This window comes from Mesotoga sp. H07pep.5.4 (assembly GCF_003664935.1).
GTDB lineage: Bacteria > Thermotogota > Thermotogae > Petrotogales > Kosmotogaceae > Mesotoga > Mesotoga prima.
This window is the reverse complement of record NZ_JFHM01000004.1, coordinates 405014-423169: the sequence shown is the minus strand read 5'-3', so window position 1 is coordinate 423169 and position 18156 is coordinate 405014. Positions and strand designations below refer to the sequence as shown.

At 42.7% G+C, this 18156-nt stretch carries 14 protein-coding genes; 7 read left to right on the top strand and 7 right to left on the bottom strand.

The window, feature by feature from the left end:
• Positions 1-193: 193 nt before the first annotated feature.
• Positions 194-1912: a dipeptidase gene (locus Y696_RS03240; RefSeq protein ID WP_006492236.1), complete on the top strand. Its 1719-nt coding sequence runs from the start codon at positions 194-196 to the stop codon at positions 1910-1912.
• A 26-nt stretch (positions 1913-1938) separates the two neighbouring features.
• Here Y696_RS03240 and Y696_RS03235 read toward each other — a convergent pair whose 3' ends face one another.
• Complete coding sequence (locus tag Y696_RS03235; RefSeq protein WP_259459832.1) at positions 1939-2520, bottom strand: flavin reductase family protein; 582 nt, start codon at positions 2518-2520, stop codon at positions 1939-1941.
• Between the two features lie 272 nt (positions 2521-2792).
• Here Y696_RS03235 and Y696_RS03230 point away from each other — a divergent pair, with 272 nt between their 5' ends.
• The 5 genes from Y696_RS03230 to Y696_RS03210 all read left to right on the top strand — a co-directional run bounded on the left by Y696_RS03230 (position 2793) and on the right by Y696_RS03210 (position 10522).
• Positions 2793-3914 (top strand): Ldh family oxidoreductase, encoded by a 1122-nt coding sequence (locus Y696_RS03230; RefSeq protein WP_121509768.1) that lies wholly within the window; start codon positions 2793-2795, stop codon positions 3912-3914.
• A 43-nt stretch (positions 3915-3957) separates the two neighbouring features.
• Complete coding sequence (locus tag Y696_RS03225) at positions 3958-5223, top strand: NAD(P)/FAD-dependent oxidoreductase (protein WP_121509767.1); 1266 nt, start codon at positions 3958-3960, stop codon at positions 5221-5223.
• Positions 5224-5715: 492 nt separating this feature from the next.
• Positions 5716-6066 (top strand): VOC family protein, encoded by a 351-nt coding sequence (locus tag Y696_RS03220; protein ID WP_121509766.1) that lies wholly within the window; start codon positions 5716-5718, stop codon positions 6064-6066.
• A gap of 71 nt (positions 6067-6137) precedes the next feature.
• The gene (locus Y696_RS03215; protein ID WP_121509765.1) at positions 6138-8381 is read left to right on the top strand and encodes a WD40 repeat domain-containing protein; all 2244 of its coding nucleotides are present in this window, start codon (positions 6138-6140) and stop codon (positions 8379-8381) included.
• On the top strand, positions 8378-10522 hold the full coding sequence (locus Y696_RS03210) for a hypothetical protein (protein WP_121509764.1): 2145 nt from the start codon (positions 8378-8380) through the stop codon (positions 10520-10522). Before Y696_RS03215 ends, Y696_RS03210 begins: the two co-directional genes overlap by 4 nt.
• Here Y696_RS03210 and Y696_RS03205 read toward each other — a convergent pair whose 3' ends face one another.
• Positions 10523-11419, bottom strand: a complete 897-nt coding sequence (locus Y696_RS03205) for a diguanylate cyclase domain-containing protein (RefSeq protein WP_006492226.1) — start codon at positions 11417-11419, stop codon at positions 10523-10525.
• A 95-nt stretch (positions 11420-11514) separates the two neighbouring features.
• Here Y696_RS03205 and Y696_RS03200 point away from each other — a divergent pair, with 95 nt between their 5' ends.
• Complete coding sequence (locus Y696_RS03200; protein WP_006492225.1) at positions 11515-12108, top strand: N-acetyltransferase; 594 nt, start codon at positions 11515-11517, stop codon at positions 12106-12108.
• Positions 12109-12150: 42 nt separating this feature from the next.
• Here the strand turns inward: Y696_RS03200 and Y696_RS03195 are convergent, their stop codons facing one another.
• The 5 genes from Y696_RS03195 to rnr all read right to left on the bottom strand — a co-directional run bounded on the left by Y696_RS03195 (position 12151) and on the right by rnr (position 18100).
• Positions 12151-12945 (bottom strand): M55 family metallopeptidase, encoded by a 795-nt coding sequence (locus Y696_RS03195; protein ID WP_006492224.1) that lies wholly within the window; start codon positions 12943-12945, stop codon positions 12151-12153.
• Between the two features lie 210 nt (positions 12946-13155).
• Positions 13156-13818 (bottom strand): RNase H family protein, encoded by a 663-nt coding sequence (locus tag Y696_RS03190; RefSeq protein ID WP_006492223.1) that lies wholly within the window; start codon positions 13816-13818, stop codon positions 13156-13158.
• A complete protein-coding gene (locus Y696_RS03185; protein ID WP_006492222.1) occupies positions 13815-14585 on the bottom strand; it encodes an A24 family peptidase in 771 nt (256 codons plus the stop codon). Before Y696_RS03185 ends, Y696_RS03190 begins: the two co-directional genes overlap by 4 nt.
• The gene (locus Y696_RS03180) at positions 14570-15640 is read right to left on the bottom strand and encodes a lipopolysaccharide assembly protein LapB (protein ID WP_006492221.1); all 1071 of its coding nucleotides are present in this window, start codon (positions 15638-15640) and stop codon (positions 14570-14572) included. Before Y696_RS03180 ends, Y696_RS03185 begins: the two co-directional genes overlap by 16 nt.
• 246 nt (positions 15641-15886) lie before the next feature.
• A complete protein-coding gene (gene rnr / locus Y696_RS03175) occupies positions 15887-18100 on the bottom strand; it encodes a ribonuclease R (RefSeq protein ID WP_121509763.1) in 2214 nt (737 codons plus the stop codon).
• Between the last annotated feature and the right edge of the window lie 56 nt (positions 18101-18156).

Sequence of the window (18156 nt, the reverse complement as noted above, 5' to 3'; positions counted from 1 at the left end):
AGCAGTTTGGAAAGACTCACAGCCGACACAGAAATGTAGTCGATCGGTTCGAAGATGCTTTGATTCATCAGCCGAATTTTCGTCTTCTCCACCAATGATGAGCTTGAGATTAGAGACTCACATAGATTATTCCTGAAGATTATTCTATCTGGAATAGTCTCCATTTTTCTTAAGAGAGAAGAGGTGAGGTGCCGTGAAAGTTCTGGGAAAATGTTTTCTTGTTCTTCTTTTAGTTTCTGTGAGTAGTTCAATGGCCTGTACGACTTTGATTGTAACGAAAGGTGCTAGTGCAGATGGATCGATGATTGTCGCTCATTCAGACGATAACGATCTGGCCGATCAGAGAATAGTATATGTACCAGCTCAGGATCATGAACCTGGCTCATTCAGACCTGTGTACTGCTCCGCAGTCGCGATGGGTGAATTTCACCAGTACAACAGCTTCATTTATCCGAGAATCGTGTCTGATAGAGCTCCGGCATATGATACTCCAGGGTATCCCCTTTCAATTCCCATCGGAATGATCCCTCAAGTAGATCATACTTTCGCTTATTTTGATGGGTCTTATGGGATTATGAATGAACATCAGTTGATGTTTGGTGAATGTACCGACGGTGCTAAGATTCAGATCGGTCCAGAACCTGGCAAAAGAATTTTCTACTCATCCGAGCTTTCTCGAGTAGCCCTTGAGAGATGCAAGACAGCTGGTGAAGCTGTTGAGTTGATTGGCTACTTGATTGAGAAATATGGATACTACGGAACGGGAGAGACTCTGCCCGTTGCAGACCCTAATGAAGCTTGGGTTATCGAAATGGCTCCCTCTCCCGAGGGAACCGGAGGTCTTTGGGTCGCAAGGAGAGTACCCGATGGAGAGGTCTTCGTTGCGGCAAATCAGTTTAGAATAAGGGAAATCGATACTGAAAATCCCGATTTTCTTTATGGAGAAACCCTTCATGAAGTCGCTGAGAAATTCGGATGGTGGGATCCGAAAGACGGCCCTCTAGACTGGTTGAGAACCGTTAGCCTGGGTGAGTACAACCATCCATACTACTCGCTTAGAAGAGTGTGGCGCCTTTTTTCGTCCATGGCACCAAGCATGAATCTGTCTCCATGGGTAGAAGACGGGTTCACTCGAGAGTATCCATTTTCGCTGAAGCCTGACAACAAGGTCTCAGCCAGTGATGTGATGAATCTATACAGGGATCACTACGAAGGAACAGAGTTTGATCTCACAAAGGGCGTCGCGGCCGGGCCGTTCGGTTATCCAGATAGATATTACGGTCCTTATGACGGACAGGGCGACGTGGGGGATCCTTCCCGCCAACTTGGAGGTGCATGGGAAAGACCAATTTCGGTTACGTACTGTGGTTATGCTTTTGTCTGTCAAGCGAGAAATTGGCTTCCAGATCCGGTTGGTGGAATCATGTGGCTCGGGCTCGACAAACCGGCCGATACTTGTTTCATTCCTTTCTTCGTAGGAGTAAGCGATCTTCCTGAGTCGATTCAAGTCTGCGACACTTCGGAGTTCAATAAAGACAGCGCCTGGTGGGCATTCAACTTCGTTTCTAATTGGGCGGCATTGAAATATAGCTATATGCACGAGGATATTAAACTTATGCAAGAGAAGTATGAAGCACTATCACTCAGTCGTCTTCCGGAAATCGAAGCCCATATAACAAAAATCCTTCTCACAAAGCCCGAAGAAGCGGGCAGATATCTAGCGAGATTCTGCTCTAGAAACTCCCAGGAAATAGTTGAAGCATGGTGGAAACTGTCCGAGTATCTCATTGTGAGATATAATGATGGGTTCATAAATGAAAAAGGGAACATGGCTCAACCAACCGGTTACCCCAAAGAATGGTTGGACGAAACTGGCTGGGCCGATGGGCCAACATCATACGAAAAGAAGTAGAGCTCAAGACCCCTCCTTCGAAGGATCTAATCCGTGCCTTCTTTTGGAGGGGTGTATTTTATTCCAATATTCCATGCCTTCCCAAGGTGCATACCAATGGACCAATAAGAATTGTCATAAACGGAGAAGGTTACCGGACTTATCTTCTTGATATTTGGAAGTCCATCAACAAGACACGATTCAGAACAATATGTTTGAACAACCTCTCCAACAAATGCAATGTGTGCTCCACCGAACTCAAATTTACTAACCAGCTCACATTCCATATTCAAAGGTGCCTCTTCAATCATAGGCACATTTCCCTTTTCACCTGGAAAGGTTCTAAAGAGTTCTGATTTGTCAGTGGTCTTCCCAGAATGAATTCCCATGTAGTCTACCCCTCTTAACATGTCAAGGGAAGGAACATTCACACTGAAATACCCGGTATCCTCTATATTCTTGCAACTCAGTCTGCTCTTTGCCAGAGAGATCTGAATCATGGGCGGCTGTACCTCCACAACTCCACAAAGCGCGATCGTGGTGAAATTAGGCCTCTCTTCATTCATCGTTCCTATGACCACCACAGGCATTGGGTAGAGGTATATTCCTGGTCCAATTCTGTCCTTCAAACTTCTTCACCAATCTTTCCTGCATCATCGATAATATAGAATATCTTCTTCATCTATCCTACATCAATTAATTCTACTCGATTCTGCCTTTGAAAAGCAAGCTGTACACTCGTTTGACGATTTATAAGAAGCGATCGCGTTTCATGTAAATGCCTCAACGGATTCTGCTTCTCTTGATTTACGGAGATTCGATGCTTCACGAAAGCAAAAAAAGAAGATGTCTTTCACAGATTGTATAATGTCAGAAGGAGGAGAAAAAGGGAGGTAATCTTGTGAACGAAATCTACAAAGATGTAGTTTGGGTCGATTTTGATACTCTGGAAGCTTTCATGAAGGATGTATTTGTTGGAATCGGGGTTCCAGAAGAAGACGCGAAAATCTGCGCAAATGTTCTCATCACCTCAGATAAACGGGGAATTGATTCACACGGTGTTGGCAGATTGAAACCTATCTATGTGGATCGAATCCGCGCTGGCATTCAAAATCCTATCACTGAGTTCGAAATCGTCAGAGAAAGTGCCACGACAGCAGTAATTGACGGCCACAATGGAATGGGTCATGTGATAGCGTTCAAATCAATGAAACTTGCTATTGAAAAAGCAAAGAGATATGGAATGGGAATGGTTGCCGTAAGAAATTCAACACATTATGGAATAGCGGGTTACTACCCAATTATGGCAGTTGAAAACGGAATGATAGGCATTACAGGCACTAATGCTCGTCCGTCAATTGCCCCAACATTTGGGGTAGAAAATATGTTGGGAACGAACCCCCTGACTTTTGGAATCCCCACAGACGAGAAGTTTCCTTTTGTTCTCGACTGTGCTACTTCTGTGGCACAAAGAGGAAAGATCGAGGTGTACGCTCGAGCGGGAAAAGAGTTACCAGAGGGATGGGTCATCGGTCTAGATGGAAGACCCAGGACCGACACTCAACAAATACTGATCGATTTGACAAAGGGTGAAGCCGCTCTAACTCCCCTGGGCGGCATAGGCGAGGAGACAGCGGGGTATAAAGGCTACGGCTACGCAACTGTTGTTGAGATTCTGTCGGCCGCGCTGCAAACGGGAAGCTATCTGAAGATGTTAACAGGAATTGCCGATAACAACGAAAAAAAGCCGATTCCAATAGGCCATTTCTTCATTGCGATAGACATAGAACCGTTCACACAACTAGATGACTTTAAGAAGCTTGCGGGAGACATTCTCAGAGAACTCAGGAAATCCAGAAAGGCACCGGGTCAAGAAAGAATCTACACCGCAGGTGAAAAGGAATATGAAGCCTGGCAGTTTAGGAAAAACAGAGGTGCCCCTTTAAACGAGGTTTTAAGAAAGCAACTTGTGCAACTTCGGGACGAACTGCGGCTTCATAGGTACAAGTTCAGCTGGGAATAATATCTATCCCTGAAGACAAAATTTCTCTTTTAGGAGTAAAACAATGAAAATCGGAGTTGTAGGATTTGGAGCAGCATCGATAGGTTTCATAAGTGAAATTTTAGATGAGGATCATGAGATTCATGTTCTGGAGCGTTCAAAAGATATTTTCAGTTCCAGTATAAGCGGAATACGGTCCGATGGAAAGATCTTTGTGTCGGAAACAATGGGAGGAGACATGGAGATTCCTCTCGCAATCCAGAATGAAGTCGTTGACTTCTACCTGGAAAAACTGCATCCAGATGATAGGCGTGAGGTGAAAAGAGGTGTCTCTTTTGATAGAAGATCGCGTTTCTTTGATCTCTTTTATTCAAAAGGCTTCGAGCCCGTTAATTCTACCTTCTGGCATATAGGTACAGATAAACTAAGTTCGGTGCTTACAAAGATTTTTGAGGAATTCTCGACTAGAAATAATCTTAAATTTCACTTTGGTTCTAGAGTCGATGACATAGACATCGAAGACGAGAAAATAATCCTTCGCGGCGAGGGATTCGAGGCTGTATTTGACTATGTCGTGATAGCTGTTGGAAGAAGCGGTCATGCACTAATAAAGAAAGTGACAGACCACTATCCTGAAATCGTGGCTTCTAGCAATACAGTCGATATTGGAGTTAGATTTGAAATCCCAGATCATGTGTTGGAAGAAATCAACGAAGAGATGTACGAGTTTAAAGTGAGACTCAAAACCAAGACAGGATACACAGTAAGAACCTTCTGCAATAACCCTTCAGGGAAGGTAGTTCTAGAGAACTACGACGATTTTGTGACAGTGAACGGTCACTCAAACTCGGGTGGGAGTTCTGAAAACACCAATTTTGCGATACTTTGTACAACGCGATTTACTGAGCCCTTCCGTGATCCAATAGGATATGGCTCATATATTAGCAGGCTAAGTAATATTTTGGCTGGTGGCAGGAAAGTGATCCTTCAGACTTACGAGGACTTCATACAAAGCAAGAGAACTAAGAGGTTAGGGAGAGTTAAGCCCACGCTACCTGACGGAGATTATATTCTTGGAGATATTAATCTTGTGCTGCCAAGGAGAATATCCGTTTCCATTACGGAATTTGTTGAGAAACTAAGTGAAGTAATCCCAGGAATCTCTTATCGAGACAATCTCATGTATGCCGTGGAAGTCAAGTTTTACTCAAACAAGATCAACAACAGTCGCTATAAGAATCTGAAATTCATAGGTGATTGCAGTGGCCATACGAGATCAATTACCTACGCAACTGGACACGGAAGGCTTACCGGTTATTCACTGAAATGAAATTTGAAAACGACCGGATTTAGGAAGCTAAACTGTCGTTACCGAGGAGATTGTCTTCGAGAGAGTTTCAGTGTTACTAAGAAGAAGTTCCATCGAAAATGAGGAGGATTTACCTCGCTGTTTAACGAAAGAGCTTCTCTATTAGTTAAACTTTTGGAGGTCGCTTTTGCTCGGAGTGTTTTTGAAATGTTCTTTTTAAATTGCTCTAGGGGTCTTTTATGAACATCAATAAGCTTGTGTAACTTACATTTAAATTTGACTAAACCCAAACTACACAATTCTCATGAACTTTAGACACCGTTCAAAGGTCTCAATTCAGAAAAGCCGAGATGAAAGACACATCGATTAAGAAAGAGTTGTAGGACCGGCGCAAAGCACACCAACACCCTTTTAAGTGCGACTTCTCCTCAAGGCACCAAAGTAACGTATGAAAGATCAACCGGAAGGGTCCGATCGCTGATCGGACCTTTACTTTGAAGGGAGGAACAGTTAGTGAATATTGAGAATTCTATCGTCTTCTTCGGAACTGAAGATCTAGGTTTAACAAACTCCTTTTATGTAAACCTTCTTGGCCTTAAACTACATAAAGATCAGAAGAGCTGTCAAATATTCCTAACTCAAGGCGGTGGAATGATAGGCTTCTGCAATCATCTTGATCTTGACTCTCAAAGAAACAACTCTATCATTACCTTGTTGACCAATGAGGTTGATGAATTCTACCGCAAATTGAAAGATGCTGGCGTGACGTGTTCCGAACCAAACGTAAGTCGGGAATTCAAGATCTATCATTTCTTTACAAAGGATCCAAATGGTTTTCGGTTGGAGATACAGAAATTTCTATGAGAATTGTTGTTCAGTTCTTTAGTATTCTTGAATGGTAGAATTGATTGAAAACTTCAATCAGGGTGATAAAATTGAAAAAAATAGCTCTACTGGCTAGTTTGCTTTTCTCAGTGGTACTGTTCAGTATAGAGTATTCACCGGACAGCAAGGCATTCAGCGCTACTTCAGTGGCAGTAAGTTTAGACGGAGAGAAACTTGTCGCAGGTTATATTGATAACACAATCAAAGTCTGGAGCCTTTTGGATGGTAAACTACTGAACAACCTTTCTTTCAATAGTTCATGGGTAACCGCCGTCGCTGTTTCGCCCGATGGTAAAAAGGGTATCGCCGGGTACGACGATGGGATGATTATCGTGTGGGATCTTGCCACAGGAAGAAAAATCAAATCGCTTAGCAGTCATACAAGCACGGTAAACGATCTAATTGTTACGAAAGACAGCAAGACGTTGTTTTCATGTAGCTCAGATGCTACTGTGAAGATCTGGTCGCTTGCTGACCTGGCTTTTATTAGAACGCTTAGAGGCCATTCAGGATCGGTCTTTTCAATTGTGGATTGGCCTGAACAGAATCGACTGTACTCTGCTTCGGAAGATGGGACCCTTAGAATCTGGGATTCTTCCACGGGTCAGCAGGTAAAGGTAATCAGAGCGGAAATAGGGGCCCTCACAGCAGTCTCCATGGATGAAGGAAGGTCGATCCTAATTCTTGGATCTGAGGCGGGACAAATGAAATCCTACGATGTCAAGACCTGGTCCTCACTTAAGACCACAAGAGCTCACAACGCACAGATAACAAAAATCTTGATTGACAATGAAGTTGTTTATACTGCATCGAGTGACAGGACAATAAAGCTTCTCTCTCTGCCTTCGTTTAGCCTTATAAAAATGATAACTGGGCACACCTGGGACGTTACTGAGATAGCTCTTTCAATGGATGGTCATGTCCTCTATTCTTCCTCGACAGATGGCAAATTGAAGGTATGGGACATTGAAAAGGCTTCAGCAGTAGGAACATTGATTGGTTTTGGTGATGGGGAGTATTTCTCATATAACTCCCAGGGAAACTGGGTCTCTTCATCATTGGCAAAGGAGAGAGTAACCTGTGAAAATGGATCTAGCCCTGCTGAGGTCGGTAAGGAATTGAGTTCCATTCTTCTTCAACTAGATAAGTTGCCAAGAATCTACACTACCAGTGAACGAGAAATAAATTTAGAAAAGAGCACCGTAAGTTTCACGGTTTCCCAGCCCGTAACAAGAGTAACTGTGAATGAAGAAGAGGTAGCGATTGGAGAAGATGGCTGCGTAGTTTTCTCCCCTGATGGTGAAGGAACTTACACACTTAGAGCTTATGACAGCTCCGGTTCCTACGACGAAAGAATCCTCACTGTTCACTTCGAAGAGACGGTCATGTATGTGGTGAAGGAAATCAGCTCATATCAAAGAGGAGATAAAGTATTAGTGGACGATTACCGAAACAACGAATTCCTAGTTAATGGGGAATGGGTTGATGAAACCTTTTTATCGATATCACCTCCAGATCTTGAACCTCCTATCATAATCGGCGAAAGAACTCAAAAAGTCTCCATTGGGAAAGATAAGTACTTGACATTTTCTGTTTCAGATAACGGAACTGTGACAGCTGCAGAAGTAATAGCACCCGATCTTACCGTTTCGCATCGCACTCTCAATTCAACATCAACGGAAATTGTTATTGAAGTTAACGGAACTGGTGTTTACACTGTCAACGCCTACGATTCCGATGGGAATAAGACAGTTGCTACCTTTTATCTAGAGGGAGAAGAGGAACTCTTCTGGGTCTCCAAGGATTATGGCAGCCTGAGGAAAGGTCAGCAAGTTAAGGTTGCTGAAGAAGGCGAGAGCTGCTACTACGTTTCAGATTATGGCTGGGTTGAAAAGGACTGTCTCTCAAGAAGCCCTGTCACAACGGGGGAGCCGATAATTGATGGCATTCCTGTTCAGTATGCGTCTTCTGCAGGCGAAAAGATTTTAAGCTTCAAAGTCAGTGACGACGTAAACGTAAAAGAGGTTGTGGTTTCCGGGAAGGCCTATCCAGTAAATGAAAGGGAAAGGGAAATGCACATTATTGTGAACGAATATGGTGAACACCTTGTTGTTGCAAAAGATGTCGAGGGAAATTCCTCGGAAGCGATTTTTACTCTGTCGGCCCCTGATAAAAATGAAAAGAGCAATAGAAGTCTGTTTTTGTTGCTAATCCCGATTTTGACACTTGCAGTGTTGATTTACATTTGGGTTGTGAGATCGTCGAGGAAAAAGAGCCGAAAGGTAAGGCTTTGAAAGAGCAAATGAGAAAAATCGTTTTCCTCGTTATTATATGCATTGCGTTTGTTGCGGTTTTCTCTGGATTTGGAATGTTGAAAAGGCACAATCCAGATTTCGAATTAACTGAGTCCGAATCAGTAACAATAGAATATGGAGAAATTGTTTCACTACCACTGTCTAATTTTGTCAAGGCAAATGGGGCAACCGTTGAGTTTTCATTGGTTGGGGAAAACGGAAAGATAGATGGTGACTTCCTCGTAATTGATTCGAGTACGCTTAGCCTACCTGAAGAAACAATCGATATCATCGTTAAGTCTGAAAAGTCGGAAGCTGTGCTTCACATTACATTCTTAGTAAAGAACTTGCCACCACCCCCGGTTCTAAGTATTACAAACCAGAAAGTCTTTGAAGGCGACAGACTAGAGATCGATCTCTCAGAACTCACCTTTTCTGAAATGAACGAGATAAGTTACGAAATTGTCGGTGGGCCGGGATTTATTGAAGGAGATATCTACCGTTACAGTTCTTCGGTACGCGAGGCGCCTGTCGCCCACAGAGTAACTATAAAAGCTATAGACAGTTTGCGGCAGTGGCACTGTGAAACTTTCAGCATAATTGTTATCGACAAAAATCACTGGCCCGAAGAGCCGCATGGTCCTTATCCCGGTGATGGAGTTGAAGACTTCTTTAATGACCTAGTTCTATCTTGGGAATGTAGTGACCCCGACGGTGATATTCTGTCTTATGACCTCTATTTTGGCACCGAGAGCCTTGGTTTACTTGCAAAAGGCATTAACAAGAATATGTACGAGCTGCCATCTCTAGAACACGGAGAAACTTACAGCTGGCAGGTTGTTGTAAATGATGGGAACGGGGGATTGGTAAAGGGTCCCATCTGGTCTTTTTCGACAGAAGAAATACCTGTTTTGACATGGAAGAGAATTGTCGGTTTTGAAGGAAGAGACTCCTTTAACACAGTAAAGTCTCTGTCCAGTGGTGGATACATCCTTTGCGGTTCCTCAGATCCGGTTTCGGAATCCGAATCATTGAAAGACTCGATTCCAAGGGTTGGATGGATCGTAAAGATCGACAATAACGGTTTCATGGAGTGGGAGAAGAGATTTAATCTTGGTTGGGTAGAGCTTAATGACATCATAGCCACCTCGGATGATGGATTCCTGGTAGTGGGTAAAGCAATCGATAAAACCGCTGTTGGATTCGACGCGGATTCTTCACTGCTTGTAATAAAGCTTGATAAGTTTGCGAATGAAAAGTGGAGATTCAAGAGTGAGGGTATCTTCAATGAGGCGACCTCAGTAATTGAGGTAGAGGATGGATACTTGATTCTAGGAACAAAGACGGAGTCAAAAGAAGATCGTTCGATCCTGTTAGTAAAACTAGGCAAATCAGGTTCCCTAGAATGGCAAAAATCCTATGGAGGAAGCTCTTTTGATCGAGGAGTTGCATTTGATGTCGACGGTGATGGCAACGTTGTGATTGTCGCCGAGACAACTTCGAAAGACGGTGAAGCAAAGGGAAATCCCGGCAACCGCTTTCAGGTAAATGGAATCTACATTGAATTATCTTCTGTTCTTACAATCAAGGTCAATAGAGACGGAGAAGTTATATGGTCGAAAGTGCTTGGAGGAAAGAGCGAGGATTCGCCTTCTTCTGTCAGAATAAATGACGAAGGAGAAATAATTATCACAGGCTCCACAAATTCCAGGGAAGAAACTTTCCAGCGAGATTCTTCCGACTACGACGGATTTGCAGCAAAACTATCTGAAGAAGGTGATTTATTGTGGGCAAGAGTCTATGGGGGATCTGGTAACGATATAATCGAAGACTTCTTCATCACGCAAGCGGGTGGCATTCAAGCGATTGGCTTTTCTGAATCAAATCGATCAATCAACCAGCCCGTAGACGAGGCCATGAAGAGATCTGGTATAACTTACAGTGATTTCTGGGTGCTGCAAACTGATGCTGAAGGAGAGCTCTTATGGCAAAAGTATCTTGGAGGCAGTAAAGACGATGTAGGACTATCAATCGCTTATGTTTGTGATGGATTCGTTGTTGCTGGCTATTCAGCTTCAATTGACGGAGACGTTGGCTCTAACAAGGGTGATTTTGATGCAGCGGTTTTTTATCTTAGATAATCAGTTGTAAAATTCCCACTTCAAGCCTTTTCTCTGAGCTGTAAAAATCGCTGTGAGGCAATTGCTGAGAAGTGATTCAGATCTTTCTCCATCAATGGGGAACTGGCAAATTCCACTCACGACAGAAGGTGACACATCAGTATCTGAAACGGCAACTGGTTTCTCCAAATCTGATGTGAGAACCGACATAGTTCTAGAAACGCAACTTCTATCGCTGCAATCCAGTACAGTTACATACACATCATCCATGATTCTAAACGACTTGCCTTCTTCTATCTGAAGTGTGATTCTCTTTCCAAGCCTTTGCAATACGGTATCTAGTATCCTCTTTCCAAACATTGCAGCTATCTCTTTGGAATTGGACAACATAGTGCAAACAATCGAAAAACAAGCTCCATTTTCCTTCGAGGAGGAGATTTTCTTTGAGAGAAATCTATTTAAAGATCTTTCGTTTCCGAATCCCGATAATGGATCGATGTACATAATATCTCTTAAAATGTTTCTAAGAACAGTAGATTCACTGTTATCCCTCAAGGAAATGAAGTAACAAAGCCTTTCCGAAATCTCGACACTGTAAATCACTATCGTAAATGGTAAACCCTTTGAATTCTCAAAATCATTAAGAGCGAAAGATACTTGCTTAGTCTTACCAGACAGAAACTCCTTTAGCCTCAGCGCACAAACCTCGTCGAGCATGTCAGAAAATCGTTTCATATCGAATTCTTCACTCAAGAAACTGAGTTCATCGAAGCAAGCTGCGGCAAGCCTTTCCCATGTTGAATTTGCAACTACGATCTTCCCTTCTGAAGAGACAATTGCGCACGCTTCGACGTTTCCTTCGAGAAGAGTTCGAGCAATGTGCAAACCTTCGTCAATTCCTCTCTTTGCAGCTCTCATGACGCACCTCGCATACTGTATGTCTGACAATTCGTATGCAAATACATGCCAACTATGATTTTGAATAATCGTTTTTTAGAGTATAGAATTTACCCGTGAAGAAGGAAAAGATTGAATACAGACAATCCGAGTCGAGCGACTTGCAATTTGTAGCGCATCTGGTCTTCAATACTGACCCATCCCATTTCAAGCGTGCACTGGGAAGAAAAGCTCTGGCAGGCATATCTAGGCTTCTGATTATGGGCAGCGCGATAAATCTCGAATTCATTACTGTTTGCGAAATTGGCAATCGGCCAATCGCAATATATGCATTTTACACGCATGAGGAGATGAACAGACTGTCGCATTTACACGTTGACATGATCAACTTTTCTTTTAGTATCTTTGGGTTTAGACTCTTGCATGAATTTCGAACTCTTCAAAGATCAATGGAGATGGGCATTTTCCCCGAGCAAAAATACCTCGGTCTAATCTCAGTTCACGAAGATTTCAGAAACAAGGGATATGGACGGAGGATCCTTAATCATCTACTCGAAATGGATGCAGAAATCGTTTTGGACGTCTCTCGATGGAACAGAAAGGCACTATCTCTATACTCCGAATGCGGTTTCGAATTTGAAACCAATCTTCCTTCCAACTATCCAACAAAGGACAGCATACGAATGAAATCCACTCGCGATCATCACTGACTGAGGTGTTGCTAAGCTCTCATCACCACCCTTAAGAGTCTGTCAGAGAAGAAAGAGCAACTTCCTAAGAACTTCGTAATAATCTTGATCTCTGAAAGTGAGAACACGATCGTCCTTCTTGGTCACCCCGGGGAAAAAAGATAACTTATGAGCTAAAGTGTGTTCTATGTAGGCAATTTCAACCTCAAATTCAGCCGGAATTGATACCGGTTGAACTCCGATATTCTTCACAGCATTGTAAACACCTTCCTCGATCAACTTCACTGCCTTAGCGGGATGAATTGAATCTACTGAAGCACCACTGCCAATGTTGGTTGACACGGTTTGTATGCCAGGTACGTTTTGCTTAGCGATTTGTACAATTCCCTCATCCCCGCTGATGAAAACGACCGGTACCCCATGATAAGAGGCCGACATCGCGTTTAGCTCAAATTCGCTAATAAGCTTGTTGTTGATCTTGAGGTAGTATATGTCCCCCGTCATAGTATGAGAAAGAGGATTTAGAGCCTTTCCAGAGGGTGAATGGTATCCTGTGAACACCACGGCTCCAAAACTAGAATCAATTCCTTGCATCATCATGAAAGGATCTCTAGCCCACCCACGGAGAAGTCGAACTCCTTCCGGCAGAAGAGAGGGATCGATGTTTCTTGCGCTCCCGTGGGCATCCCTCACAGTTATTTCCGAGGCTCCAGCCTCAAGAGCACCCTGAACAGCTGCCTTTACTTCTGCAGTCATCTGTTTCTTGAAATACTCGTAGTCCTGATTACCCTTTTTTGCTTCATTCCAGTCCGCAATTCCTGCAGTTCCCTCAATGTCTGCACTAATGAAAACTTTCAAAGATATCCCTCCTGTTTAGTTTTCTATAAAATGCAAGAAGTTTTCGGTAAAAGTAGAAAACCCTGAAACACCACTGGCTGGTTTACTGAATGACCAAATATTGGCATTAAGGACATAAACAATGAAGGATTGAGAGCATTTTTCTATTTATTCCTCCAAGTTGACCAAGTTGCCAGAAAAAATCGATCAGCATTCCATCCTCAAAAGATTCTATCCACAATCTTCAACTGCTTTTTTTGCTAGTTTATCCGCAATCTCGTTGAATGTCTCTCCAATATGTGATCTTGCTTTTACCCATTCAATGTCGATCTGGGAGGAGAACTGCTTGAGCCGTTCAACGTACTTTCTCGTTAGTTTGTTCTTCGCTTTCCACTCCCCCTCCGCCCAACTTCTTAGTCCCATATAGTCATAGTGAATAGTAGCTTTTCTATATCCCTTTCGCATACAGTATTCCAGCGCCCTAATCACGCCTTCGATTTCACCTGTAACGTTTTTCATTTCGAGATTCTCTCTTAAACACCCGTTGATTCTTTTCTCAATTTGATTTTCTGTGATCACCAATACTCCATATCCTACCTTATTGTCCATGAAACTACCATCTACGAAGAGGTGAACTCCATCATAATTTCTTCCGTTGAATTCCTCCCATCTAAACAGGAGCCATTCGCTCTTCTCTTCGGAGAGAAATGAAGGCAGAACCATTCTCTTGTTTCCTTTACGGTTCGTATAAAGCCTGAGCACTACACTGTTTGAAAGTTCAACGCAGTACTCACTGATGACAGTGACAGAACAGCAAAGGCCTCTTTTCTTGAGGAATCTCGCGAATTCGTAACCGGTTTCTTTCAAAGCAAGCGTCCAGTCATTCAAAGTCATATTCTATACAGTGCCTCGATAAAATCCAGAAAAAGGATTGTCGTATACCCGCCGACTGCAATGAAAGGGCCGAAAGGAAGCTGAGCTCGTCGATCAAATTTTCTGCCTTTTGCGGCAGCATTTATTGCATAGACAATTAGCGCTGCAAAAGAAGCTACCATGATCGTATATAAAGAACCTATAATGCCAGATGCCAGAGAAAGTGCTGCAAGCAATTCTACGTCGCCAAAACCAAAACTGTCTTTCCTTACAAGGTTTGCTATGAAGAAAAATGCAACCATCGCCCCAGTAACGAGAAGAGCATGAAGTAAATTTGCAGGGAATCGACCCTCAACAGTTGACCAGGCGAAGCCGCCAGCAGCCACAAGAATCACGCCGAAGTCTGGAATCATGTAGTGCTCAAGATCGATAAAAGAAGAGACAATCAATCCAATAGTCAAAACTGACATTGAAATTGCTCCAAACAGAGAAAAGACAACTGAATTCAATGAGAACAACAGTGCAGTAAGTAACTCAACGACGGGATACCTTGCAGCAATGGGTTCCCCACAATATCTACATTTGCCTCCCAGAAAGATGTAGCTTATCAAAGGAATATTGTCCTTCCATGATAGCTGGTGTTTGCATTTTGGACAAATACTTCTTCGAGGTCTGGTCATTGAGTATTCTTTTGAAGGAATACGAAATATCAAAGCATTTGAAAAGCTTCCAAATATCAGCCCAAAAATGAAGAAGAGAGAGACTCTAAGAACTATGTAATCCCACACTGTTTTCTCTCTTCTTCAGTGAGGTATTCATCGAATAGCTCTTTCTTCCCATAGAAGTACCAAACCTGCTCATTTTCGAATTCTTTAAGGAGTCTCTTTGCCTCATCGCACTGCCCTTTCTTCATATGAGAAACGACTAGCAGCATCTTAAGCTCTGGCCTATCGGGGTTTTCCTTGAGAAAATTTGTCGCCACTTCTTCCACAACGTCGTAATTTGAGTGCTTAAACTGGATTTTTGCCCAAGGCTCCACATCATTTATGTAAACCGGTTTTGTTCTAAGCACCTCATCTTCAACAATTCTCCGCATCTCTATGTTTCCCATCTTTTCGTAAAGTTCGGCCATTTCCACCTTTGTAAGAATACTGTCTGGATCTCTTTTCGAAAGGTCTTTGAGAACATTCAGAGCTTCATCCATTCGACCGGCATTAATATAGGCATCAGTTAACATGAAGTAGGTGACAAGGTGATCGGGAGAAGCTGCAATCTCCCTTTGCCAACAATCTGCCGCACTATCAAAATCACCTCTGTTATAGAATGTCTGACCAAGAAATGAATACGCTGTAACAAGTGAAGAATCTATCTTTAGAGCATTTTGAAGCCATTTAATTCCCTCTTCTTCATCACCTGACTCTAGAAAAATAGAGCCTTTCAGCTCACAAACCGTCGCTTTGTCAACATTTGCATCCATGAGCAAATCAAGAAACTTCTGGGCGCTTTCATAGTCACCCCGATCAGCTATAGAGAGTATTTTGTCCTGAAACCCCGAAAATGTACCTCTAGTAAAAGAAGCCACAGAGAGACCTGTCTCTTTCAAGTAATCATTGAATTCCTCGTATTCTATGGGAGCGTAGTTTTCGGGAGTTACAACATTGTCGAAAGTTTCCGCTAAACCACCTATTGTCAGAAGATCCTTCCCAATTTTAGTAGACTTCAAATCATGTATCGCAACGTTTATATCACCATCGTAAACCTCATCGAGGATTGCGATCGCAAATGGTAGTGTGTCCGTGATATCAAAGCTCTTCTTGTCTTTCTTGAGGCGAATAATCTCCATATAGCACCTCTTCTCAGAGTGACTTGTAAAAAATATACCATGTTTGCTCGCCGAAGAAGTAATTTTACCTAAGATTGGTGAATCTTTCTATTCTTGTTTCACCATGAATGAGGTCTGCCGAGATCAGAATGAACAGAGACCATTCCAGGTAGAAACCCAAAATCACTTTACCATGAAGGACTTCAAAATACCGGTGCACTGCGCTTCTTACATAAGGCAACTAATTATTAAGAGCTTGATAGCTTGTCAACGTGATTTCTTATGGCTCCTTGAGTTTTTTCCCTTCGACTTATCGGGAGAGGAGCGCTTACTTCTCCTGGTCGTCTTTCCGTTATCATTGACAATAATGAAATCGATTTCCATGGTTGTCTTGTCTGCTCTTACAACCTTCACCTCAAGCTGATCTCCGATCCTAAATACCCGCTTGCTCCTTCTTCCCACAAGAATATTCTGGTCCTCAATGAAGTCATAATAGTCATCCAGTGTTGAAATGTGGACTAGACCAGAAATCATTTTTTCGGTCAACTCCACAAAGATTCCGAATTTTGTTACACCCGTGATAACACCTTCAAAAGAATCACCCACATGGTTGGAGATGTACTCCACCTTTTTCATGTCCACAAGATCCCACTCCGCTTCGTTTGCAATTCTCTCTCTCTTCGATGCCCACGAGGCAATTTTGGAAAGACTTTCCTCCAGATTCTTTGAATGGTTCTTAAGATCAGCCCCGGCATTCTTGATCAAATCTTTTAACAGCCTGTGAACAACAAGATCCGGGTACCTTCTGATTGGAGAAGTGAAGTGAGTGTATGCTTCAGATGCCAGTCCAAAGTGACCGATATTTCTGTCAGAATAGACAGCTCGCTTCATTCCTCTCACTAGAACTCTTTCTATGGAGGAGTGGAGGGGGTGATCTTTGGACTTCTCAAGTATTTGCTGAAGAGCCTTAGGATGAACGTTTCTCGGAATCTTGACTTTCAATCCAAGTGCTTCCAGATAATTTTTTAGTTGCATCATTGATTCTGGATCTGGTTTATCGTGAATTCTGTACACAAACGGTAACCCCTGATTGTTAAATATCTCAGCAACAGTCTCATTTGCAAGTATCATGAACTCCTCGATTATCCATTCGGATATTCCTCTACTCTGTGGCAGAATATCAGTTACCCTGCCTTTCTCGTCAAAGATGATCTTTACCTCTCTAGATGAAATATCCATAACTGATCCCCGCTTCTTGCGGATGTCCCGTATCTTCTGAGCCAATTCGTGCGACAATTTGAGACTCTCAGAAACTGGTCTCAATTTCTCCGAAATATCTGAAGATGCTTTACCATTTAGGAAATCGTTAACCTCTGAATATGTTAGTCTCTTCTTAGAGTTAATAACGGAATTCTTCACTGACGAGGAAACCACACGTCCAACAGGGTCAATCTCCAGCAGCAGCGAAAGAGTAAGTCTGTCCTCTTCAGGTTTAAGAGAACATATATCATTTGAAAGTTCAAATGGCAGCATCGGAATAACCGTATCGAGCAAATAAACAGAAGTCCCTCTAGAATAAGCTTCCAGGTCTAGCTGAGTCCCCTCTTGTACATAATGCGACACATCCGCAATGTGTACACCAAGAACGTAATTTCCTTCTCTGCTCTTTCTTATCGATATTGCATCATCGAAATCTTTTGCATCATCACCGTCTATTGTGAAAACCAATTCATTTCGAAGGTCTTCTCTTTTTCTAACTTCTTGAAGATCAATGCTCTTTGCAACCCTGGCTGCTTGTTTTCTCACCTGCTCAGGAAAGTAACCCGGTTCTGGAAGGTCTTGTCTGTAAATAACTGTCATCAAATCTGCTTCGGGACTGAACACGTCACCAATAACCTTTTCTACGACACCTTCAGGATTCCTCCCCGGGGAAGGATATCTGGTGATCTTGATTAGAACCTTTTCGTCGGGTTTGGCTCCATTGAATCCTTCGGGAGGGATATAGAAGTCAGTCTTTATCCTCATATCATCAGCGACGACAAAAGCCATGATGCCCCTGGTCTTGAATGTACCGACTACTTTCTTTTTATTCCTACTGATTACTTTGATGACCTTCCCCTTTCTAATTTCTCGATATCTTCCCGTTATTTCCACAAGAACAGTATCTCCATGAATGGAAAAACCACTGTCTTCGGGAGCGACAAAAACATCCTCTTCGTCTTCAACGCTTATATAAGCTCCCGTCCCTCTTCTTGCGAATTCAATAGTACCAACTATAGTCTTTTCACCAGGAACAATGTACCTTCCTTTTAAATCCTTTATAATCTCGCCAGAATCGGTCAATTCTTCGAGATACTTCTTGAGCAACGCCCTATCCTCCCGATCAGTTAGGCCGAGCTTCACTATGAGACCTCTCATTGTCGTAGGTGAATAATCCTTGGAGGTCATTTCTTCTTTCAATGCTTTCAAACTTAGCTTCATAAGCCTCTTTCCTCTCTGTCATCAGACAATTTTAGGACTCTTCATGTTATAATTAT